Source organism: Streptomyces sp. NPDC051105, from assembly GCF_040682795.1.
Lineage (GTDB): Bacteria > Actinomycetota > Actinomycetes > Streptomycetales > Streptomycetaceae > Streptomyces.
Genome location: NZ_JBFBBR010000003.1, coordinates 411,986 through 430,753, shown reverse-complemented (window position 1 = coordinate 430,753; position 18,768 = coordinate 411,986). Strand labels below are relative to the sequence as shown.

The window sequence follows — 18,768 nt, the reverse complement described above, 5'->3', positions numbered from 1 at the left end:
CGTCACACCTCTTCCTCGACGGTCCCGGCCGCCCCGAGGTACCAGGTGCGATGAGCGTCGCCGGGGTACGGCGGGACGAAGCGCCGCAGCTGGCTGGTGAGCACGTCGGGCGGCACCGGGTGCTCGCGGCGGGTGTTGCGCCGTACCAGCTCGTCCTCGTCCACCAGGACCATGGCGTGCGTGATCAGGGCGTCACGGCGGTGGGCGATCCCGTGCACCAGCGAGCGCTGCTGCTTGGTGAGGGACGTGGCGTCCCACACCACGGTCCCGCCGCCGGCCAGGGCCCGGTCCAGCCGGCCGAGCCCCTCGCGGAGGACCTCGCCGTTGGCCCGCTGGTCGGCGCGCGCGCCGCGCGCCTCGCGCAGGTCGTCCAGGGAGACATACGCGTCCACGCCCGGGAGTCCCCGTGCGAAGGTGCTCTTGCCGCTGCCGGCCGGGCCGACCGTCTGGATCAGCTTCGGGAACGCACCGGACCGCCAGCGCCAGGTCGCGGCGACGGCCTCGTCGGCACTGCCGATCCGCCCCAGCGCGTACGCCTCCCGGGCCTCGGCCCGGCACCGGGCGGCCGTGTCGGCCGGCAGCCCGGCGAACGCCTCCCGCAGCCCGAGGCTGCGCACGTCCTCGGCGTGCAGCGCCGACCACTCCACCTGCTCGCGCGCCGCGTCCGTGTGCGCGGTGGCCCGGGCGACCGCATGCAGCAGGCCCAGGTCGGCCGCGTACGACAAGCGCACCAGACCGGCCCGTCGGTCCTCGTCCGGATACGGCCGGTGCAGAGCCGGGTACAGCCCCACGAGGTCGGCGACCCGGCGGGCGAGCGGAATGCCCGCCACCGTGGCGAGCCGCGCCGCCAGCCGTCCCCGCCTCACTCCGTGCAGCAGCGCGGCCAGGACGCCGGCCAGCAGGTCGTCCCCGGACCGCCCCGCCGGATCGAAGCGGCCGACGGCCCGTGGGTCCCCCTCGCCGGGCAGCCCCACGGCCTCCTCCAGCGCCCGCACGTCGACGGCCGCTCCCGATCGCACTGCCCACAGGGCCGCCCCGGCCCCGAGCCCGTTCTCGACGACGGCCGCGTGCATCCAGTGCGTGTCCGTCCGTACATGTCCCACCCGCACCCACTTGGCCACGCGCTCCCCGAACTCCTGCGCGCCGAACCCGTCCGCGACCCGGACGACGTATCCCTCCTGCCGCCCGGGATCCAGCCGCAGAGCACGCAGCGCCCGTTCGTCGAACACGCCCCGCCACAAGACCCGGGGAACGGGAACGCCGAGCCCGCGCAGGAAGACCACCGTGCGGTCCCAGTCCAGGCAGCGGCCCTCCCCGTCCCACACCGAGAAGCCGTAGAAATAGCTCTCCAGGTCGTCGTACGCGATCGAGTGCCGGGCGAACATGTTCTCCCCGCACACCCGCCACCCCTCCGGGACGGCGTGGCCGATCCGGGCCTGGAGTGCCTTGACCCAGGTACGGGAGGGATGGTGGGCCGAGTCCAGCGAACGGGCGTGCAGGCCGTCGGCGTAAAGTGTGGTGTTCTCGCCGTCCAGCTTCTCGGTGACGACGACCTCGCGACCGCGCAGACCGGACAGGTCGGTGATCCGGAGGTCGTCGGCGGTCGCTCCGGGCGACCAGGGCAGATGCCGGGTCCGTGGATAGTGCGTACGCATGGTGAACGTCCCCCGTGACAGCCGTCGTGCCTGTTCAGCGTAGGGGTGCCGGGTTACGGCGGGCGAGCGGATTACGGTGCGGCCGGGACCGGCCGAGGCCCTCGGGAACGCCGCTGGGGAGGGCCTGGGTTTGACCTGCGTCACTCCGGGGGTAAGCTCCCCGGCCCGATTGGCCAGCCCCCTGCCCTCTATGGCAGACTGTCGGAGTTGCTCGGTCGAGTGTTGATGCTGTGCGCCTCCCGCCGGGAGGACCGGAAGCGAGTCCCACAGTACTCGTCGTCCTAACTGCCATACGGCAGCACTGGGGCGGACGTACGGGAATCTTTCGGGAAGTGTGGTGCGGCACCGACCAGGCGCCCGGTGGGCCTTCCGCCCCCGGCTTGCGGTTCCGGAAGGGCCGTGTGCATTCCCCGCAGGGATGTTCGAACAAGGGGCATCTGTGTCAGCGGGAGCGCGACACGCCCGACCGCGTGGGTCGGAGAGAACGAAGGCAGCAGCAGGAATCCGCCGGGTTCCGGAGCGTAAAAAGAGACAGGACTACTGAGTAGCCATGGCGGGACAGAAGATCCGCATCCGGCTCAAGGCCTACGACCACGAGGTCATCGACTCCTCGGCGAAGAAGATCGTCGAGACGGTGACCCGCACTGGTGCGTCGGTCGCGGGCCCGGTGCCGCTGCCCACTGAGAAGAACGTGTACTGCGTCATCAAGTCGCCGCACAAGTACAAGGACTCGCGCGAGCACTTCGAGATGCGCACCCACAAGCGCCTGATCGACATCCTCGACCCCACCCCCAAGACCGTTGACTCTCTGATGCGACTCGACCTCCCGGCCGGTGTCGACATCGAGATCAAGCTCTGAGGGTCGGTGAGCTGAGAATGGCTAAGCAGATCAAGGGCATCCTGGGCGAGAAGCTCGGCATGACGCAGGTGTGGGACGAGAACAACCGTGTTGTTCCGGTCACCGTCGTCAAGGCCGGCCCCAACGTCGTCACCCAGGTCCGTACCAACGACGTCGACGGCTACGAGTCGGTCCAGATCGCCTTCGGCGAGATCGACCCGCGCAAGGTGAACAAGCCCCTCAAGGGCCACTTCGCCAAGGCCGACGTCACCCCCCGCCGTCACCTCGTCGAGATCCGTACGGCCGACGCCTCCGAGTACACCCTCGGTCAGGAAGTCACCGCCGAGGTCTTCGAGGCCGGCGTGAAGGTCGACGTCACCGGCAAGAGCAAGGGCAAGGGCTTCGCCGGTGTCATGAAGCGTCACAACTTCAAGGGCCTCGGCGCCGGTCACGGCACCCAGCGCAAGCACCGCTCGCCCGGTTCCATCGGTGGCTGCGCCACCCCGGGCCGTGTGTTCAAGGGCCTCCGCATGGCGGGTCGCATGGGCAACGAGCGTGTCACCACCCAGAACCTGACCGTCCACGCCGTTGACGCGGAGAAGGGTCTGCTGCTCATCAAGGGCGCGGTTCCCGGTCCGAACGGCGGCCTCGTCCTGGTCCGCACCGCGGCCAAGGGGGCCTGAGGTACCGATGAGCACTGTTGACATCCTTTCGCCCGCTGGCGAGAAGGCCGGTAGCGTCGAACTCCCCGCGGAGATCTTCGACGTAGAGAAGGTCAGCGTTCCGCTGCTTCACCAGGTCGTCGTCGCACAGCTGGCCGCTGCCCGCCAGGGCACCCACAAGACGAAGACCCGTGGCGAGGTCCGTGGTGGCGGCAAGAAGCCGTACCGCCAGAAGGGCACCGGTCGCGCCCGTCAGGGTTCGACCCGCGCCCCGCAGTTCGCCGGCGGTGGCGTCGTCCACGGCCCGCAGCCGCGTGACTACTCGCAGCGCACCCCGAAGAAGATGAAGGCTGCCGCTCTGCGTCACGCCCTCACCGACCGGGCGCGCCACAACCGCATCCACGTCGTCTCCGGCGTGGTCGAGGGCGAGAACCCCAGCACCAAGGCCGCTCGGACGCTGTTCGGCAAGATCTCGGAGCGCAAGAACCTGCTCCTGGTCGTCGACCGCGCCGACGAGGCCGCGTGGCTGTCCGCCCGCAACCTGCCCCAGGTCCACATCCTGGAGCCGGGCCAGCTGAACACGTACGACGTTCTCGTCTCGGACGACGTGGTCTTCACCCAGGCCGCTTTCGAGTCCTTCGTCGCCGGCCCGAAGGCCAACGACACCGAAGGGACCGAGGTCTGATGGCTACCCGTCACCCGAGCATCGCCTCGAAGGCTGCCAAGGCCGCCAAGGCCGCGCGCGTCGCCAAGGCGCGTCGCCACGCAGCCGAGGGCAAGAACACCGTCGAGACCCCGCTGAGCAAGTCCTTCACGGACCACCGTGACGTGCTGCTCAAGCCGGTCGTCTCGGAGAAGAGCTACGCGCTCCTGGACGAGGGCAAGTACACGTTCATCGTCGCCCCGGGCGCCAACAAGACCCAGATCAAGCAGGCCGTCCAGGCGGTCTTCGACGTCAAGGTCACCGGGGTCAACACCCTCAACCGCCAGGGCAAGCGCAAGCGCACCAAGACCGGTTTCGGTCAGCGCGCGGGCTCCAAGCGCGCGATCGTGACCCTCGCCGAGGGCGACCGTATCGACATCTTCGGCGGTCCGACCGCGTAAGCGGGTCGGATCGTCCGATATCGGACGAGGACTGAGAAATGGGAATCCGCAAGTACAAGCCGACTACGCCGGGCCGTCGTGGCGCCAGCGTCGCCGACTTCGTCGAGGTCACGCGGTCCACGCCGGAGAAGTCGCTGGTCCGCCCGCTGCACAGCAAGGGCGGCCGTAACAACGCCGGTCGTGTGACCGTTCGCCACCAGGGTGGCGGACACAAGCGCGCCTTCCGAGTGATCGACTTCCGTCGTCACGACAAGGACGGCGTGCCGGCGAAGGTCGCGCACATCGAGTACGACCCCAACCGCACCGCGCGCATCGCGCTGCTGCACTACGCGGACGGCGAGAAGCGCTACATCCTCGCCCCGCGCAACCTGCAGCAGGGCGACACCGTGGAGAACGGTCCCGGGGCCGACATCAAGCCGGGCAACAACCTGGCCCTCCGCAACATCCCGGTCGGTACCACGATCCACGCGATCGAGCTCCGTCCCGGTGGTGGCGCCAAGTTCGCCCGTTCCGCGGGTGCCTCGGTGCAGCTGCTCGCCCGTGAGGGCGCCATGGCGACCCTCCGTATGCCGTCCGGCGAGATCCGCATGGTGGACGCGCGCTGCCGCGCCACCGTCGGTGAGGTCGGCAATGCCGAGCAGTCGAACATCAACTGGGGCAAGGCCGGCCGCAAGCGGTGGCTGGGCGTTCGCCCGACCGTCCGTGGTGTCGTCATGAACCCGGTCGACCACCCGCACGGTGGTGGTGAGGGCCGGACGTCCGGTGGTCGTCACCCCGTCTCCCCGTGGGGCAAGAAGGAAGGTCGTACTCGTTCGCCCAAGAAGGCGTCGAACAAGTACATCGTCCGCCGCCGCAAGACGAACAAGAAGCGTTAAGGACTGGTTGAGATGCCTCGTAGCTTGAAGAAGGGGCCCTTCGTCGACGACCACCTGATCAAGAAGGTGGACGCCCAGAACGAAGCCGGCACCAAGAACGTCATCAAGACCTGGTCCCGCCGCTCGATGATCGTCCCGGCCATGCTGGGTCACACCCTCGCGGTGCACAACGGCAAGACCCACATCCCGGTGTTCGTCACCGAGTCGATGGTCGGCCACAAGCTCGGCGAGTTCTCGCCGACCCGCACCTTCCGGGGCCACGTCAAGGACGACCGGAAGTCGAAGCGCCGCTAGTAGCGGATCGCATTCAGACACGTAAGTAACTGAGAGGGACAACCATGGAAGCCAGGGCCCAGGCGCGGTACATCCGCGTTACGCCCATGAAGGCCCGCCGCGTGGTGGACCTTATCCGTGGCATGGATGCCACGGAGGCTCAGGCTGTTCTGCGATTCGCTCCGCAGGCAGCCTCCGTGCCGGTCGGCAAGGTGCTCGACAGCGCCATCGCCAACGCCGCGCACAACTACGACCACACCGACGCCGACAGCCTCTTCATCTCCGAGGCGTACGTCGACGAGGGTCCGACCCTGAAGCGGTTCCGGCCGCGTGCCCAGGGCCGTGCCTACCGGATCCGCAAGCGGACCAGCCACATCACCGTGGTCGTCAGCAGCAAGGAAGGAACCCGGTAATGGGCCAGAAGGTTAACCCGCATGGGTTCCGGCTCGGTGTCACCACGGACTTCAAGTCCCGGTGGTACGCCGACAAGCTGTACAAGGACTACGTCAAGGAAGACGTCGCCATCCGTCGGATGATGACGTCCGGCATGGAGCGCGCCGGTATCTCGAAGGTTGAGATCGAGCGCACCCGTGACCGCGTGCGGGTGGACATCCACACCGCTCGTCCGGGCATCGTCATCGGCCGCCGCGGCGCCGAGGCCGACCGCATCCGCGGTGACCTGGAGAAGCTGACCGGCAAGCAGGTCCAGCTGAACATCCTCGAGGTCAAGAACCCGGAGACGGACGCTCAGCTGGTGGCCCAGGCCGTCGCCGAGCAGCTCTCCTCCCGCGTCTCCTTCCGCCGCGCCATGCGTAAGAGCATGCAGTCGGCGATGAAGGCCGGCGCCAAGGGCATCAAGATCCAGTGCGGTGGCCGCCTCGGCGGCGCCGAGATGTCCCGCTCGGAGTTCTACCGCGAGGGCCGTGTGCCCCTGCACACGCTCCGCGCGAACGTGGACTACGGCTTCTTCGAGGCCAAGACGACCTTCGGCCGTATCGGTGTGAAGGTCTGGATCTACAAGGGCGACGTCAAGAACATCGCCGAGGTCCGCGCCGAGAACGCCGCTGCCCGCGCCGGCAACCGCCCGGCCCGTGGTGGTGGCGCTGGTGACCGCCCGGCCCGTGGTGGCCGTGGTGGCGAGCGGCGCGGTCGCAAGCCGCAGCAGGCTCCCGCTGCCGAGGCCCCCCAGGCCGAGGCCGCTGCCGCTCCGGCTGCTGAGAGCACCGGAACGGAGGCCTGACCGACATGCTGATCCCCCGTAGGGTCAAGCACCGCAAGCAGCACCACCCGAAGCGTCGCGGTGAGGCCAAGGGCGGTACCACGGTCGCGTTCGGCGAGTACGGCATCCAGGCCCTCACGCCGGCGTACGTGACCAACCGCCAGATCGAAGCGGCTCGTATCGCGATGACCCGCCACATCAAGCGTGGCGGCAAGGTCTGGATCAACATCTACCCGGACCGCCCGCTGACGAAGAAGCCTGCCGAGACCCGCATGGGTTCCGGTAAGGGTTCTCCCGAGTGGTGGATCGCGAACGTGCACCCGGGCCGGGTCATGTTCGAGCTGTCCTACCCCAACGAGAAGATCGCCCGTGAGGCCCTGACTCGCGCAGCCCACAAGCTGCCGATGAAGTGCCGGATCGTCAAGCGCGAGGCAGGTGAAGCGTGATGTCGGCCGGTACCAAGGCGTCCGAGCTGCGCGAGCTGGGCAACGAGGAGCTTCTTGGCAAGCTCCGCGAGGCCAAGGAAGAGCTGTTCAACCTCCGCTTCCAGGCGGCGACCGGTCAGCTCGAGAACCACGGTCGGCTGAAGGCCGTCCGTAAGGACATCGCGCGGATCTACACCCTGATGCGTGAGCGCGAGCTGGGCATCGAGACGGTGGAGAGCGCCTGATGAGTGAGAGCAACGTGACTGAGCAGACTGCAGAGGCCCGCGGCTTCCGCAAGACCCGTGAGGGTCTCGTCGTCAGCGACAAGATGGACAAGACCGTCGTCGTCGCCGTCGAGGACCGCGTCAAGCACGCGCTGTACGGCAAGGTCATCCGCCGTACCAACAAGCTCAAGGCGCACGACGAGCAGAACGCTGCCGGCGTCGGCGACCGGGTCCTCCTCGCGGAGACCCGCCCGCTGTCGGCGACCAAGCGCTGGCGCGTCGTCGAGATCCTCGAGAAGGCCAAGTAAATCTCCTGCGGGGCATTCCTCGCAGGACAGTTCCGCCAGGCTCCGGGCGGGTGTGTAACCTTCGCACCCGCCCGGGGAACCGGCAGACAAACAGGAGATAGACGTGATCCAGCAGGAGTCGCGACTGCGCGTCGCCGACAACACTGGTGCGAAGGAAATCCTTTGCATCCGTGTGCTCGGTGGCTCCGGTCGCCGCTACGCGGGCATCGGTGACGTCATCGTCGCCACCGTCAAGGACGCGATCCCCGGCGGCAACGTGAAGAAGGGTGACGTCGTCAAGGCGGTCATCGTTCGCACCGTCAAGGAGCGCCGTCGCCCGGACGGCTCGTACATCCGCTTCGACGAGAACGCCGCCGTCATTCTGAAGAACGACGGCGACCCTCGCGGCACCCGCATCTTCGGCCCGGTCGGGCGCGAGCTGCGCGAGAAGAAGTTCATGAAGATCATCTCGCTGGCTCCGGAGGTGCTGTAAGCATGAAGATCAAGAAGGGCGACCTGGTTCAGGTCATCACCGGTAAGGACAAGGGCAAGCAGGGCAAGGTCATCGCGGCCTACCCCCGCGAGGACCGGGTCCTGGTCGAGGGTGTCAACCGGGTCAAGAAGCACACCAAGGCCGGTCCGACCGCTCGCGGTTCGCAGGCCGGCGGCATCGTCACGACCGAGGCGCCCGTCCACGTCTCCAACGTCCAGCTGGTCGTTGAGAAGGACGGCAACAAGGTTGTCACGCGTGTCGGTTACCGCTTCGACGACGAAGGCAACAAGATCCGCGTTGCCAAGCGGACGGGTGAGGACATCTGATGGCTACCACCACTGCTCCGCGTCTGAAGCTGAAGTACCGCGAGGAGATCGCGGGCAAGCTGCGTGACGAGTTCAAGTACGAGAACGTCATGCAGATCCCCGGCCTCGTCAAGATCGTGGTCAACATGGGTGTCGGCGACGCCGCCCGTGACTCGAAGCTGATCGAGGGCGCGATCCGCGACCTGACCACCATCACCGGTCAGAAGCCGGCCGTCACCAAGGCCCGCAAGTCCATCGCGCAGTTCAAGCTGCGTGAGGGTCAGCCGATCGGTGCCCACGTCACGCTCCGTGGCGACCGCATGTGGGAGTTCCTGGACCGCACCCTGTCGCTCGCGCTGCCGCGCATCCGCGACTTCCGTGGTCTGTCCCCCAAGCAGTTCGACGGCCGTGGCAACTACACCTTCGGTCTCACGGAGCAGGTCATGTTCCACGAGATCGACCAGGACAAGATCGACCGCACCCGGGGTATGGACATCACCGTGGTGACCACGGCGACCAACGACGCTGAGGGCCGCGCGCTCCTTCGTCACCTCGGCTTCCCGTTCAAGGAGGCGTGAGCGAGATGGCGAAGAAGGCTCTGATTGCCAAGGCTGCTCGCAAGCCGAAGTTCGGTGTGCGTGGCTACACCCGCTGCCAGCGTTGTGGCCGCCCGCACTCCGTGTACCGCAAGTTCGGCCTGTGCCGCGTGTGCCTTCGTGAGATGGCTCACCGTGGCGAGCTGCCGGGCGTGACCAAGAGCTCCTGGTAATCCCGGTACTTAGGGATTCCCGAAGCTCTCGGTAAGCAATGGGCGTGTCAGGCGCCCACCCTTTCATGGCTTAGGCTAGGAGGGTTGGGCGCCTGACGTCCCGGACGCCCGCGGGCGTAAAGCCCGCTATTAGACGCTTACTACGCCGTAGGTCCACCGCACCGCACCCGCCTCGTCTCGGATCGAGGAGAGGGATGGGCACCTGGAAACCCCGGCGAGAGAGGCCGAAGGCCAATTCATGACCATGACTGATCCGATCGCAGACATGCTTACGCGTCTGCGGAACGCGAACTCGGCATACCACGACTCCGTGACGATGCCGGCGTCCAAGATCAAGTCTCACATCGCGGAGATCCTCCAGCAGGAGGGCTTCATCACGGGCTGGAAGGTCGAGGACGCCGAGGTCGGCAAGAACCTCGTCCTGGACCTGAAGTTCGGTCCCAACCGTGAGCGCTCCATCGCGGGCATCAAGCGCATCTCCAAGCCCGGTCTCCGGGTGTACGCGAAGTCCACCAACCTGCCGAAGGTGCTCGGCGGCCTGGGCGTGGCGATCATCTCCACGTCGCACGGGCTCCTCACCGACAAGCAGGCCGGCAAGAAGGGCGTGGGTGGGGAAGTCCTCGCCTACGTCTGGTAGCAGAAGGGAACGGAGGAAACAGCTATGTCGCGCATCGGCAAGCTCCCCATCGCGGTTCCCGCCGGCGTGGACGTCACCATCGACGGCCGTACGGTCAAGGTCAAGGGCCCCAAGGGCGAGCTGACCCACACCGTCTCGGCACCGATCGAGGTCGTCAAGGGCGAGGACAGCACCCTGCAGGTGACCCGCCCGAACGACGAGCGTCAGAACAAGGCCCTGCACGGCCTGTCCCGCACGCTGGTGGCGAACATGATCACCGGCGTGACCCAGGGTTACGTGAAGAAGCTCGAGATCAGCGGTGTCGGTTACCGCGTGACCGCCAAGGGCTCGAACCTCGAGTTCGCGCTCGGTTACAGCCACCCGATCCTCGTCGAGGCCCCCGAGGGCATCAGCTTCAAGGTCGAGAACCCCACCCGGTTCTCGGTCGAGGGCATCGACAAGCAGAAGGTCGGCGAGGTCGCGGCCAACATCCGCAAGCTGCGCAAGCCCGACCCGTACAAGGCCAAGGGCGTCAAGTACGAGGGCGAAGTCATCCGCCGCAAGGTCGGAAAGGCGGGTAAGTAAGCCATGGCATACGGACAGAAGATCCTCAAGGGCGACGCCTACAAGCGCGCCGCGATCAAGCGCCGCCACATCCGGATCCGTAAGAACATTTCCGGTACGGCGGAGCGTCCCCGTCTGGTCGTTACCCGCTCCAACCGCCACATCGTGGCCCAGGTGATCGACGACATCAAGGGTCACACCCTGGCGTCGGCGTCCACGCTGGACACCTCGGTCCGCGGTGGCGAGGGTGACAAGTCCGCGCAGGCCAAGCAGGTCGGCGCCCTGGTCGCCGAGCGTGCCAAGGCCGCCGGTGTCGAGGCCGTGGTGTTCGACCGTGGTGGCAACCAGTACGCCGGGCGCATCGCTGCCCTGGCGGACGCCGCCCGCGAAGCCGGGCTCAAGTTCTGAGCCGCTTGTAGCTAGCGGAAAGAGAGAGGTAATCCAATGGCTGGACCCCAGCGCCGCGGTGGCGGTGCCGGTGGCGGCGAGCGGCGGGACCGGAAGGGCCGTGACGGCGGCGCTGCTGCCGCCGAGAAGACCGCGTACGTTGAGCGCGTTGTCGCGATCAACCGCGTCGCCAAGGTTGTGAAGGGTGGTCGTCGCTTCAGCTTCACCGCGCTGGTCGTGGTGGGCGATGGTGACGGCACCGTGGGTGTCGGTTACGGCAAGGCCAAGGAGGTGCCGGCCGCCATCGCCAAGGGTGTTGAGGAGGCCAAGAAGCACTTCTTCAAGGTCCCCCGTATCCAGGGCACCATCCCGCACCCCATCCAGGGTGAGAAGGCCGCGGGCGTCGTCCTGCTCAAGCCGGCTTCGCCGGGTACCGGTGTTATCGCCGGTGGTCCCGTGCGTGCCGTGCTGGAGTGCGCCGGCGTTCACGACATCCTGTCGAAGTCCCTGGGCTCCGACAACGCGATCAACATCGTGCACGCGACCGTGGCGGCCCTCAAGGGCCTGCAGCGTCCCGAGGAGATCGCGGCCCGCCGCGGTCTGCCCCTCGAGGACGTCGCCCCCGCGGCTCTGCTGCGTGCGCGTGCCGGGGCGGGTGCGTAATCATGGCGCAGCTCAAGATTACGCAGGTCAAGTCCTACATCGGCAGCAAGCAGAACCACCGTGACACCCTGCGTTCCCTTGGTCTCAAGGGCATCAACACGCAGGTCGTCAAGGAGGACCGCCCCGAGTTCCGCGGCATGGTGCACACCGTCCGCCACCTCGTGACGGTCGAGGAGGTCGACTGATCATGGCGGAGAACAACCCGCTCAAGATCCACAACCTCCGTCCGGCCCCCGGCGCCAAGACCGCCAAGACCCGTGTGGGTCGTGGTGAGGCGTCGAAGGGTAAGACGGCCGGTCGTGGTACCAAGGGCACGAAGGCCCGTTACCAGGTTCCGGAGCGCTTCGAGGGTGGCCAGATGCCCCTCCACATGCGTCTTCCGAAGCTGAAGGGCTTCAAGAACCCGTTCAAGACCGAGTTCCAGGTCGTGAACCTCGACAAGCTGGCCGCGCTGTACCCGGAGGGTGGCGAGGTCACCGTCGAGGGGCTCGTCGCCAAGGGTGCCGTTCGCAAGAACAGCCTGGTCAAGGTGCTCGGCCAGGGTGAGATCTCCGTGGCGCTGCAGGTGACGGTCGACGCCGTCTCCGGCTCCGCCAAGGAGAAGATCACCGCAGCCGGCGGCACCGTCACCGAGCTCGTCTGAGCATCTCGGACGTCATCGATGACGTAAGCGATCCCGACCGGGGATACCCTCACAGTGGGGTATCCCCGGTTGGTCGTTCCTAGGGGGGCGTGGTCGCCGGTAAGGTGGCCCGCGCTGTTCTTTTTCCTTATTCGTCGAACCTCAAGACCGTCACCCTTGACGCAGTTGCGCGGGGGTCGCAGGAGGCACCGTGCTCACCGCGTTCGCCCGGGCGTTCAGGACGCCCGACCTGCGCAAGAAGCTGCTCTTCACGCTGGCCATCATCGTGGTCTACCGGGTCGGCACCCATATCCCGATCCCCGGCGTCAACTACAAAGCCGTCCAGACGTGTGTGAACGAGGCCTCCGGCAACCAGGGCCTGTTCGGTCTCGTCAACATGTTCAGCGGCGGCGCGCTGCTCCAGATCACGATCTTCGCGCTCGGCATCATGCCGTACATCACCGCCAGCATCATCCTTCAGCTGCTGACCGTGGTCATCCCGCGTCTGGAAGCCCTGAAGAAGGAGGGCCAGGCAGGTACGGCGAAGATCACCCAGTACACGCGTTACCTGACGGTGGCCCTCGCCATCCTGCAGGGCACCGGCCTGGTGGCCACCGCCCGCAGTGGCGCCCTCTTCTCCGGCTGCACGGTCGCCTCCAGCATCGTGCCGGACCAGGCGATCTTCACCACGATCACGATGGTGGTCTGCATGACCGCCGGTACGGCCGTCGTCATGTGGCTCGGTGAGCTGATCACCGACCGCGGCATCGGCAACGGCATGTCGATCCTGATGTTCATCTCGATCGCCGCGACGTTCCCGTCCGCGCTGTGGGCCATCAAGAAGCAGGGCACCCTGGCGGGCGGCTGGATCGAGTTCGGCACCGTCATCGCGGTCGGCCTGGTCATGGTCGCCCTGGTGGTCTTCGTCGAGCAGGCGCAGCGCCGGGTCCCGGTCCAGTACGCGAAGCGCATGATCGGCCGCCGGTCCTACGGTGGCACGTCCACGTACATCCCGCTCAAGGTGAACCAGGCCGGTGTGATCCCGGTCATCTTCGCCTCGTCGCTGCTCTACATCCCGGCACTCGTGGCGCAGTTCGCCGGTGGCAACTCGAGCTGGAAGACCTGGATCGAGACGAACCTGACCAAGGGCAACCACCCGACTTACATCACGCTGTACTTCTTGCTCATCGTTTTCTTCGCGTTCTTCTATGTCGCCATCTCCTTCAACCCCGAAGAAGTAGCCGACAACATGAAGAAGTATGGTGGCTTCATCCCGGGCATCCGGGCTGGCCGACCGACCGCTGAGTACCTGTCGTACGTGCTCAACCGGATCACCTGGCCGGGTTCGCTGTATCTGGGCCTGATCGCTCTCGTACCGACGATGGCGTTGGTTGGCTTTGGGGCAAGCCAGAACTTCCCGTTCGGTGGTACCAGCATCCTGATCATCGTGGGTGTGGGCCTCGAAACGGTGAAGCAGATCGAGAGCCAGCTTCAGCAGCGCAATTACGAAGGGTTCCTCCGCTGATGCGAATCGTCCTCGTCGGGCCGCCGGGAGCCGGTAAGGGAACGCAAGCCGTTCGCCTCGCCGAGAAGCTGAAGATCCCGCACATCTCCACGGGTGACCTGTTCCGGGCCAACATCAGCCAGCAGACGGAGCTCGGGAAGCTCGCGAAGTCCTACATGGACGCCGGCAACCTCGTCCCGGACGAGGTCACCATCGCCATGGCCAAGGACCGCATGGAGCAGCCGGACGCCACCGGTGGTTTCCTGCTGGACGGGTTCCCGCGCAACGTCTCGCAGGCCGAGGCGCTCGACGAGCTGCTGAAGAACGAGGGCATCAAGCTCGACGCCGTGCTCGACCTGGAGGTCTCGGAGGACGAGGTCGTCAAGCGGATCGCGGGCCGCCGCATCTGCCGCAACGACTCGTCCCACGTCTTCCACGTCACGTACACCCCGCCGAAGGTCGAGGGCGTCTGCGACGTCTGCGGCGGCGAGCTGTACCAGCGCGACGACGACTCCGAGGACACCGTCCGTACGCGGCTGGAGGTCTACCACACACAGACCGAGCCCATCATCGACTACTACAAGTCGCAGGGCCTGGTCCGTACGATCTCCTCGCTGGGCCCGGTGGAGGAGGTCACCCGGCGGGCGCTGGACGCGCTGGGGCAGAACGAGGACGACAAGAAGTAGTTCCACGGCGGTTCCGGCCGCGGTGCCCCCTCGGGTGCCGCGGCCGTACTGTTGTACAGGTATCCGGTTGACGTTGACGTGAGTGACGGAGAGCGCAGGCCCCCATGGTGCAGATCAAGTCCCCCGAGCAGATCGCCAAGATGCGGGCGGCGGGCCTGGTCGTAGCCGCCATCCACGCGGCCACCCGCGAGGTGGCGGTCCCCGGTGCCAGCACCAAGGACCTGGACGAGGTGGCCCGCAAGGTCCTCGCCGAGCACGGCGCCCGGTCGAACTTCCTCGGGTACGGCGGCTTCCCGGCCACCATCTGCACGTCCGTCAACGACGTGGTCGTCCACGGCATCCCCGCGGAGAACGTCGTCCTCAAGGACGGCGACATCATCTCCATCGACTGCGGCGCGATCGTCGACGGCTGGCACGGTGACGCGGCCTACACGGCCTTCGTGGGCTCCGGTCACGCTCCGGAGCTGATCGAACTCTCCCGGGTGACCGAGGAGTCGATGTGGGCCGGAATCGCGGCGATGAAGCAGGGCAACCGGCTGGTCGACGTCTCCCGGGCGATCGAGACGTACATCCGCCGGCAGCCGAAGCCGGGCGGCGGCAGGTACGGGATCATCGAGGACTACGGCGGCCATGGCATCGGCACCGAGATGCACATGGACCCGCACCTGCTGAACTACGTCGACCGGCGACGGGGGAAGGGGCCGAAGCTGGTCCCCGGGTTCTGCCTGGCCATCGAGCCGATGGTGTCCCTGGGGACGCCGCGGACCGAGGTGCTGGAGGACGACTGGACGGTCATCACGACCGACGGGACCTGGTCCTCGCACTGGGAGCACAGCGTTGCGCTGACCGAAGAGGGTCCCCTGGTGCTGACGTCTCCCGACGGCGGCAAGGCGAAGCTGGCGGAGCACGGCGTTTCCGCCGCCCCTGATCCGTTGGGCTGACACGTTTTCGGATCTGCGGCCCCGGTGGGTGCTTGGCGCGCCCGCGCGGCGGAGCCGCATGTCGGCACGGCCCCGCGCCCCTGAAGGGGCGCCACCTTCCCGTGCGCTTAACGATCTGCTCTGTGGGGCAGACTTCACCGATTCGTCTTTCCGGGTGCGCTGACGTAGACTGACTCGTCGGCTCTCGTGCACCCGCATGTCCGCATGCGCCCGTGGGGGTATCCCGAGCGGGAAGCGTGGGAGTCGATCAAGGTAGTCGATTCGAAGGGCGAAGCGTGGCCAAGAAGCAAGGTGCCATCGAGATCGAGGGCACTGTCGTCGAGTCTCTTCCGAACGCGATGTTCAAGGTCGAGCTCCAGAACGGCCACCAGGTCCTGGCACACATCAGCGGCAAGATGCGTATGCACTACATCCGCATCCTCCCTGACGACCGGGTCGTGGTGGAGCTGTCTCCGTACGACCTGACGCGTGGCCGGATCGTCTACCGATACAAGTAGATCTTGCCCAGGTCCCGTGTGAGCGGGGCTGCCGGCAACTGACCCGGAGAACCTCAATCCCATGAAGGTCAAGCCGAGCGTCAAGAAGATCTGCGACAAGTGCAGGGTGATCCGCCGTCACGGTCGGGTCATGGTCATTTGCGAGAACCCGCGCCACAAGCAGCGCCAGGGCTGACGCACGACCGATCCCTCTGCATCCATCGCAGAGTTTCGCGCGACGCAAGCTGAATTTGTTCATACGCAGGGCCCGAGCCTCATACGGCTCGACACCCCCGGTTCGGAGGCCGGGGACCCAGGTCGTACCTACTCTTTGGCTGCATCTTTTGAAACAGCGTGAAGAGGCCGGCGGCCGGGATCCGGTCCTGCGGAAGACCTCCGAAGATCACCAGGAGCCATTGAAGTGGCACGCGTTTCCGGTGTTGACATCCCGCGCGAAAAGCGTGTGGAAGTCGCCCTCACCTACGTGTTCGGCATCGGCCGTACGCTCTCCCAGCTGACGCTGGCCGAGACCGGCATCGACCCGAACACCCGCGTCCGTGACCTGACTGAAGAGCAGCTGGTCGCGATTCGTGAGTACGTCGACAACAACATCAAGACCGAGGGTGACCTCCGTCGCGAGATCCAGGCCGACATCCGCCGCAAGGTCGAGATCGGCTGCTACCAGGGTCTGCGTCACCGCCGCGGTCTGCCCGTCCGCGGTCAGCGCACCAGCACCAACGCCCGCACCCGCAAGGGCCCGCGTCGCGCCATCGCCGGCAAGAAGAAGCCGGGCAAGAAGTAGTCCTCAGCGGACAACGCTTCATCAGCGGTCTTCGCTGTAGGACCGACCACCTCCCCGTAGGAGTTACTAGATGCCCCCCAAGGGTCGTCAGGGCGCTGCCAAGAAGGTGCGCCGCAAGGAAAAGAAGAACGTCGCTCACGGCCACGCGCACATCAAGAGCACGTTCAACAACACGATCGTCTCCATCACGGACCCGTCCGGCAACGTGATCTCCTGGGCCTCCGCCGGCCACGTCGGCTTCAAGGGCTCCCGGAAGTCCACGCCGTTCGCCGCGCAGATGGCGGCCGAGTCGGCTGCCCGCCGCGCCCAGGAGCACGGCATGCGCAAGGTCGACGTGTTCGTGAAGGGCCCGGGTTCCGGTCGTGAGACCGCGATCCGTTCCCTGCAGGCCACGGGCCTCGAGGTCGGCTCCATCCAGGACGTCACCCCGACCCCGCACAACGGCTGCCGTCCGCCGAAGCGCCGCCGCGTCTGACGCGACGCCTTCGGGCCTGAGGTTTCCGGGCGGTACGGCTCCGTAAAAGGGCCGTATCGCCCGTACCCTTGCAGTACCAGTAGGGCGTCAAATAGCGGGCGCCCGCAACTGAAGGATCCACACCATGCTGATCGCTCAGCGTCCCTCGTTGACCGAAGAGGTCGTCGACGAGTTCCGCTCCCGGTTCGTGATCGAGCCGCTGGAGCCGGGCTTCGGCTACACCCTCGGCAACTCCCTCCGCCGGACTCTTCTGTCCTCGATCCCGGGTGCGGCGGTCACGTCCATCCGTATCGACGGTGTCCTGCACGAGTTCACCACCGTGCCGGGCGTCAAGGAGGACGTCACCGACCTGATCCTCAACATCAAGCAGCTGGTCGTCTCCTCGGAGCACGACGAGCCGGTCGTGATGTACCTGCGCAAGCAGGGCCCGGGTCTGGTCACCGCCGCCGACATCGCGCCCCCGGCCGGTGTCGAGGTGCACAACCCCGACCTGGTCCTCGCCACGCTCAACGGCAAGGGCAAGCTGGAGATGGAGCTGACGGTCGAGCGCGGCCGCGGTTACGTCTCCGCCGTGCAGAACAAGCAGGTGGGCCAGGAGATCGGCCGTATCCCGGTCGACTCCATCTACTCGCCCGTTCTGAAGGTCACGTACAAGGTCGAGGCGACCCGTGTCGAGCAGCGCACCGACTTCGACAAGCTGATCGTCGACGTCGAGACGAAGCAGGCCATGCGGCCGCGTGACGCCATGGCGTCGGCCGGTAAGACCCTGGTCGAGCTGTTCGGTCTCGCCCGCGAGCTGAACATTGACGCCGAGGGCATCGACATGGGCCCGTCCCCCACGGACGCCGCCCTGGCCGCCGACCTGGCGCTGCCGATCGAGGAGCTGGAGCTCACGGTCCGCTCCTACAACTGCCTCAAGCGTGAGGGCATCCACTCCGTGGGTGAGCTCGTGGCGCGCTCCGAGGCCGACCTCCTGGACATCCGCAACTTCGGTGCGAAGTCCATCGACGAGGTCAAGGCGAAGCTGGCCGGCATGGGCCTGGCCCTCAAGGACAGCCCGCCCGGATTCGACCCGACGGCTGCGGCTGACGCCTTCGGGGCCGATGACGACGTCGACGCCGGGTTCGTCGAGACCGAGCAGTACTAAGGCTCGGGACCGACTGCCCATTCTTGGCTGCGGGACCGTTGTGGCTGGTCGCGCAGTTCCCCGCGCCCCTTGGGGCGCGGGGTCTCCGACAGACGACCGTCTGCTCGGATACTGACTCCGGTACCTGATACGGCCGGGGCAGACACACAGGAGAAGAACCATGCCGAAGCCCACCAAGGGTGCCCGTCTGGGCGGCAGCGCCGCGCACGAGAAGCTGCTCCTCGCGAACCTCGCGAAGGCGCTGTTCGAGCACGGCCGTATCACCACCACCGAGGCGAAGGCCCGCCGTCTGCGGCCGTACGCCGAGCGTCTGGTCACCAAGGCGAAGAAGGGCGACCTTCACAACCGCCGTCAGGTGCTCCAGGTCATCACGGACAAGAGCATCGTGCACACGCTCTTCACCGAGATCGGCCCGCGGTACGAGAACCGTCCGGGTGGCTACACCCGTATCACCAAGATCGGTAACCGTCGTGGCGACAACGCGCCCATGGCTGTCATCGAGCTGGTCGAGGCGCTGACGGTCGCGCAGCAGGCGACGGGTGAGGCCGAGGCCGCGACGAAGCGTGCCGCCAAGGACGCCGAGGTCAAGGCCGAGGAGACCAAGGCCGAGGAGACCGAGGTCGTCGAGGACGCCAAGGCTGACGAGGCCGAGGAGTCGAAGGAGGCGTAAGCCGTCCTTTGGCTGCCGGTCCGTTGGTGGCTGGTCGCGCAGTTCCCCGCGCCCCTGAAAGGGCGCGTGAGCGGGTCCGTCCCTTT

General features: G+C 66.9%; 31 protein-coding genes. 30 read left to right on the top strand and 1 reads right to left on the bottom strand.

Going from position 1 to position 18,768, the window contains the following annotated elements:
* Positions 1-2: 2 nt before the first annotated feature.
* Positions 3-1,655: an RNA ligase family protein gene (locus AB0N16_RS09435; RefSeq protein WP_365794742.1), complete on the bottom strand. Its 1,653-nt coding sequence runs from the start codon at positions 1,653-1,655 to the stop codon at positions 3-5.
* Positions 1,656-2,205: 550 nt separating this feature from the next.
* Between AB0N16_RS09435 and rpsJ the strand changes: the two genes are divergently transcribed.
* From rpsJ to rplQ, 30 genes are all read left to right on the top strand, one after another.
* The gene (gene rpsJ / locus AB0N16_RS09430) at positions 2,206-2,514 is read left to right on the top strand and encodes a 30S ribosomal protein S10 (protein ID WP_003948644.1); all 309 of its coding nucleotides are present in this window, start codon (positions 2,206-2,208) and stop codon (positions 2,512-2,514) included.
* A 17-nt stretch (positions 2,515-2,531) separates the two neighbouring features.
* Positions 2,532-3,176 carry a 50S ribosomal protein L3 gene (gene rplC / locus AB0N16_RS09425; RefSeq protein ID WP_062706771.1) on the top strand — a complete coding sequence of 215 codons (645 nt, stop codon included), beginning with the start codon at positions 2,532-2,534 and terminating at the stop codon, positions 3,174-3,176.
* Between the two features lie 7 nt (positions 3,177-3,183).
* A complete protein-coding gene (gene rplD / locus AB0N16_RS09420) occupies positions 3,184-3,840 on the top strand; it encodes a 50S ribosomal protein L4 (protein ID WP_352223083.1) in 657 nt (218 codons plus the stop codon).
* Positions 3,840-4,259, top strand: a complete 420-nt coding sequence (gene rplW / locus AB0N16_RS09415; RefSeq protein WP_351318163.1) for a 50S ribosomal protein L23 — start codon at positions 3,840-3,842, stop codon at positions 4,257-4,259. Before rplD ends, rplW begins: the two co-directional genes overlap by 1 nt.
* 38 nt (positions 4,260-4,297) lie before the next feature.
* Positions 4,298-5,134 carry a 50S ribosomal protein L2 gene (gene rplB, locus AB0N16_RS09410; protein ID WP_189268841.1) on the top strand — a complete coding sequence of 279 codons (837 nt, stop codon included), beginning with the start codon at positions 4,298-4,300 and terminating at the stop codon, positions 5,132-5,134.
* Positions 5,135-5,146: 12 nt separating this feature from the next.
* On the top strand, positions 5,147-5,428 hold the full coding sequence (gene rpsS, locus AB0N16_RS09405) for a 30S ribosomal protein S19 (RefSeq protein ID WP_003992359.1): 282 nt from the start codon (positions 5,147-5,149) through the stop codon (positions 5,426-5,428).
* Positions 5,429-5,472: 44 nt separating this feature from the next.
* Positions 5,473-5,820, top strand: a complete 348-nt coding sequence (rplV, locus tag AB0N16_RS09400) for a 50S ribosomal protein L22 (RefSeq protein ID WP_003974262.1) — start codon at positions 5,473-5,475, stop codon at positions 5,818-5,820.
* Positions 5,820-6,647, top strand: a complete 828-nt coding sequence (gene rpsC / locus AB0N16_RS09395) for a 30S ribosomal protein S3 (protein ID WP_093499641.1) — start codon at positions 5,820-5,822, stop codon at positions 6,645-6,647. The genes rplV and rpsC overlap by 1 nt, the downstream gene beginning before the upstream one ends.
* A 5-nt stretch (positions 6,648-6,652) precedes the next feature.
* Positions 6,653-7,072 carry a 50S ribosomal protein L16 gene (gene rplP, locus AB0N16_RS09390; RefSeq protein WP_030788270.1) on the top strand — a complete coding sequence of 140 codons (420 nt, stop codon included), beginning with the start codon at positions 6,653-6,655 and terminating at the stop codon, positions 7,070-7,072.
* On the top strand, positions 7,072-7,296 hold the full coding sequence (gene rpmC / locus AB0N16_RS09385) for a 50S ribosomal protein L29 (protein WP_030174543.1): 225 nt from the start codon (positions 7,072-7,074) through the stop codon (positions 7,294-7,296). The genes rplP and rpmC overlap by 1 nt, the downstream gene beginning before the upstream one ends.
* Positions 7,296-7,583, top strand: coding sequence for a 30S ribosomal protein S17 (rpsQ, locus tag AB0N16_RS09380; RefSeq protein ID WP_007384073.1), 288 nt, complete (start codon positions 7,296-7,298; stop codon positions 7,581-7,583). Before rpmC ends, rpsQ begins: the two co-directional genes overlap by 1 nt.
* Before the next feature lie 103 nt (positions 7,584-7,686).
* Positions 7,687-8,055: a 50S ribosomal protein L14 gene (gene rplN, locus AB0N16_RS09375; protein WP_003998823.1), complete on the top strand. Its 369-nt coding sequence runs from the start codon at positions 7,687-7,689 to the stop codon at positions 8,053-8,055.
* A 2-nt stretch (positions 8,056-8,057) separates the two neighbouring features.
* Positions 8,058-8,381 carry a 50S ribosomal protein L24 gene (gene rplX / locus AB0N16_RS09370; protein ID WP_030967306.1) on the top strand — a complete coding sequence of 108 codons (324 nt, stop codon included), beginning with the start codon at positions 8,058-8,060 and terminating at the stop codon, positions 8,379-8,381.
* Positions 8,381-8,938: a 50S ribosomal protein L5 gene (gene rplE / locus AB0N16_RS09365; protein WP_093499638.1), complete on the top strand. Its 558-nt coding sequence runs from the start codon at positions 8,381-8,383 to the stop codon at positions 8,936-8,938. Before rplX ends, rplE begins: the two co-directional genes overlap by 1 nt.
* A 5-nt stretch (positions 8,939-8,943) precedes the next feature.
* Positions 8,944-9,129: a type Z 30S ribosomal protein S14 gene (locus AB0N16_RS09360; protein ID WP_003948630.1), complete on the top strand. Its 186-nt coding sequence runs from the start codon at positions 8,944-8,946 to the stop codon at positions 9,127-9,129.
* 238 nt (positions 9,130-9,367) lie between these two features.
* The gene (gene rpsH / locus AB0N16_RS09355; protein WP_030420829.1) at positions 9,368-9,766 is read left to right on the top strand and encodes a 30S ribosomal protein S8; all 399 of its coding nucleotides are present in this window, start codon (positions 9,368-9,370) and stop codon (positions 9,764-9,766) included.
* Positions 9,767-9,790: 24 nt separating this feature from the next.
* A complete protein-coding gene (gene rplF / locus AB0N16_RS09350) occupies positions 9,791-10,330 on the top strand; it encodes a 50S ribosomal protein L6 (RefSeq protein WP_365794736.1) in 540 nt (179 codons plus the stop codon).
* Between the two features lie 3 nt (positions 10,331-10,333).
* Entirely contained in the window at positions 10,334-10,717 is a 384-nt protein-coding gene (gene rplR, locus AB0N16_RS09345; RefSeq protein ID WP_089099426.1) for a 50S ribosomal protein L18, read from the top strand.
* Between the two features lie 36 nt (positions 10,718-10,753).
* Positions 10,754-11,359 (top strand): 30S ribosomal protein S5, encoded by a 606-nt coding sequence (rpsE, locus tag AB0N16_RS09340; protein ID WP_016645168.1) that lies wholly within the window; start codon positions 10,754-10,756, stop codon positions 11,357-11,359.
* Between the two features lie 2 nt (positions 11,360-11,361).
* Positions 11,362-11,544, top strand: a complete 183-nt coding sequence (gene rpmD, locus AB0N16_RS09335; protein WP_003974250.1) for a 50S ribosomal protein L30 — start codon at positions 11,362-11,364, stop codon at positions 11,542-11,544.
* 2 nt (positions 11,545-11,546) lie between these two features.
* On the top strand, positions 11,547-12,002 hold the full coding sequence (rplO, locus tag AB0N16_RS09330) for a 50S ribosomal protein L15 (RefSeq protein ID WP_003974249.1): 456 nt from the start codon (positions 11,547-11,549) through the stop codon (positions 12,000-12,002).
* A 190-nt stretch (positions 12,003-12,192) separates the two neighbouring features.
* On the top strand, positions 12,193-13,506 hold the full coding sequence (gene secY / locus AB0N16_RS09325) for a preprotein translocase subunit SecY (RefSeq protein WP_365794733.1): 1,314 nt from the start codon (positions 12,193-12,195) through the stop codon (positions 13,504-13,506).
* On the top strand, positions 13,506-14,171 hold the full coding sequence (locus AB0N16_RS09320) for an adenylate kinase (protein ID WP_365794731.1): 666 nt from the start codon (positions 13,506-13,508) through the stop codon (positions 14,169-14,171). The genes secY and AB0N16_RS09320 overlap by 1 nt, the downstream gene beginning before the upstream one ends.
* A 104-nt stretch (positions 14,172-14,275) precedes the next feature.
* Positions 14,276-15,112: a type I methionyl aminopeptidase gene (map, locus tag AB0N16_RS09315; RefSeq protein WP_365794729.1), complete on the top strand. Its 837-nt coding sequence runs from the start codon at positions 14,276-14,278 to the stop codon at positions 15,110-15,112.
* 275 nt (positions 15,113-15,387) lie between these two features.
* Positions 15,388-15,609, top strand: coding sequence for a translation initiation factor IF-1 (gene infA / locus AB0N16_RS09310; RefSeq protein WP_003948620.1), 222 nt, complete (start codon positions 15,388-15,390; stop codon positions 15,607-15,609).
* Positions 15,610-15,670: 61 nt separating this feature from the next.
* Complete coding sequence (gene rpmJ, locus AB0N16_RS09305) at positions 15,671-15,784, top strand: 50S ribosomal protein L36 (protein WP_003998809.1); 114 nt, start codon at positions 15,671-15,673, stop codon at positions 15,782-15,784.
* A 225-nt stretch (positions 15,785-16,009) separates the two neighbouring features.
* Entirely contained in the window at positions 16,010-16,390 is a 381-nt protein-coding gene (rpsM, locus tag AB0N16_RS09300; protein WP_020941684.1) for a 30S ribosomal protein S13, read from the top strand.
* Positions 16,391-16,460: 70 nt separating this feature from the next.
* On the top strand, positions 16,461-16,865 hold the full coding sequence (gene rpsK / locus AB0N16_RS09295; protein ID WP_003956432.1) for a 30S ribosomal protein S11: 405 nt from the start codon (positions 16,461-16,463) through the stop codon (positions 16,863-16,865).
* 124 nt (positions 16,866-16,989) lie between these two features.
* Positions 16,990-18,012 (top strand): DNA-directed RNA polymerase subunit alpha, encoded by a 1,023-nt coding sequence (locus tag AB0N16_RS09290; RefSeq protein ID WP_019055532.1) that lies wholly within the window; start codon positions 16,990-16,992, stop codon positions 18,010-18,012.
* A 160-nt stretch (positions 18,013-18,172) separates the two neighbouring features.
* Positions 18,173-18,682: a 50S ribosomal protein L17 gene (gene rplQ / locus AB0N16_RS09285; protein WP_365794724.1), complete on the top strand. Its 510-nt coding sequence runs from the start codon at positions 18,173-18,175 to the stop codon at positions 18,680-18,682.
* The last annotated feature ends 86 nt before the right edge of the window (positions 18,683-18,768 follow it).

Excerpts from the sequence above, each read along its gene's own strand:
- rplE (WP_093499638.1), top strand. The coding sequence starts at position 8,381 with ATGGCTACCACCACTGCTCCGCGTCTGAAGCTGAAGTACCGCGAGGAG.
- rplP (WP_030788270.1), top strand. The coding sequence starts at position 6,653 with ATGCTGATCCCCCGTAGGGTCAAGCACCGCAAGCAGCACCACCCGAAG.
- rplF (WP_365794736.1), top strand. The coding sequence starts at position 9,791 with ATGTCGCGCATCGGCAAGCTCCCCATCGCGGTTCCCGCCGGCGTGGAC.
- rpsJ (WP_003948644.1), top strand. The coding sequence starts at position 2,206 with ATGGCGGGACAGAAGATCCGCATCCGGCTCAAGGCCTACGACCACGAG.
- rpsS (WP_003992359.1), top strand. The coding sequence starts at position 5,147 with ATGCCTCGTAGCTTGAAGAAGGGGCCCTTCGTCGACGACCACCTGATC.
- AB0N16_RS09360 (WP_003948630.1), top strand. The coding sequence starts at position 8,944 with ATGGCGAAGAAGGCTCTGATTGCCAAGGCTGCTCGCAAGCCGAAGTTC.
- map (WP_365794729.1), top strand. The coding sequence starts at position 14,276 with ATGGTGCAGATCAAGTCCCCCGAGCAGATCGCCAAGATGCGGGCGGCG.
- rplW (WP_351318163.1), top strand. The coding sequence starts at position 3,840 with ATGGCTACCCGTCACCCGAGCATCGCCTCGAAGGCTGCCAAGGCCGCC.
- AB0N16_RS09320 (WP_365794731.1), top strand. The coding sequence starts at position 13,506 with ATGCGAATCGTCCTCGTCGGGCCGCCGGGAGCCGGTAAGGGAACGCAA.
- rpsE (WP_016645168.1), top strand. The coding sequence starts at position 10,754 with ATGGCTGGACCCCAGCGCCGCGGTGGCGGTGCCGGTGGCGGCGAGCGG.
- rplQ (WP_365794724.1), top strand. The coding sequence starts at position 18,173 with ATGCCGAAGCCCACCAAGGGTGCCCGTCTGGGCGGCAGCGCCGCGCAC.
- rpmD (WP_003974250.1), top strand. The coding sequence starts at position 11,362 with ATGGCGCAGCTCAAGATTACGCAGGTCAAGTCCTACATCGGCAGCAAG.
- rpmJ (WP_003998809.1), top strand. The coding sequence starts at position 15,671 with ATGAAGGTCAAGCCGAGCGTCAAGAAGATCTGCGACAAGTGCAGGGTG.
- rpsQ (WP_007384073.1), top strand. The coding sequence starts at position 7,296 with ATGAGTGAGAGCAACGTGACTGAGCAGACTGCAGAGGCCCGCGGCTTC.
- AB0N16_RS09290 (WP_019055532.1), top strand. The coding sequence starts at position 16,990 with ATGCTGATCGCTCAGCGTCCCTCGTTGACCGAAGAGGTCGTCGACGAG.
- rplO (WP_003974249.1), top strand. The coding sequence starts at position 11,547 with ATGGCGGAGAACAACCCGCTCAAGATCCACAACCTCCGTCCGGCCCCC.
- AB0N16_RS09435 (WP_365794742.1), bottom strand. The coding sequence starts at position 1,655 with ATGCGTACGCACTATCCACGGACCCGGCATCTGCCCTGGTCGCCCGGA.
- rpsC (WP_093499641.1), top strand. The coding sequence starts at position 5,820 with ATGGGCCAGAAGGTTAACCCGCATGGGTTCCGGCTCGGTGTCACCACG.
- rpmC (WP_030174543.1), top strand. The coding sequence starts at position 7,072 with ATGTCGGCCGGTACCAAGGCGTCCGAGCTGCGCGAGCTGGGCAACGAG.
- rplX (WP_030967306.1), top strand. The coding sequence starts at position 8,058 with ATGAAGATCAAGAAGGGCGACCTGGTTCAGGTCATCACCGGTAAGGAC.
- rpsK (WP_003956432.1), top strand. The coding sequence starts at position 16,461 with ATGCCCCCCAAGGGTCGTCAGGGCGCTGCCAAGAAGGTGCGCCGCAAG.
- rplV (WP_003974262.1), top strand. The coding sequence starts at position 5,473 with ATGGAAGCCAGGGCCCAGGCGCGGTACATCCGCGTTACGCCCATGAAG.
- rplD (WP_352223083.1), top strand. The coding sequence starts at position 3,184 with ATGAGCACTGTTGACATCCTTTCGCCCGCTGGCGAGAAGGCCGGTAGC.
- rplB (WP_189268841.1), top strand. The coding sequence starts at position 4,298 with ATGGGAATCCGCAAGTACAAGCCGACTACGCCGGGCCGTCGTGGCGCC.
- rpsH (WP_030420829.1), top strand. The coding sequence starts at position 9,368 with ATGACCATGACTGATCCGATCGCAGACATGCTTACGCGTCTGCGGAAC.
- rplR (WP_089099426.1), top strand. The coding sequence starts at position 10,334 with ATGGCATACGGACAGAAGATCCTCAAGGGCGACGCCTACAAGCGCGCC.
- rplC (WP_062706771.1), top strand. The coding sequence starts at position 2,532 with ATGGCTAAGCAGATCAAGGGCATCCTGGGCGAGAAGCTCGGCATGACG.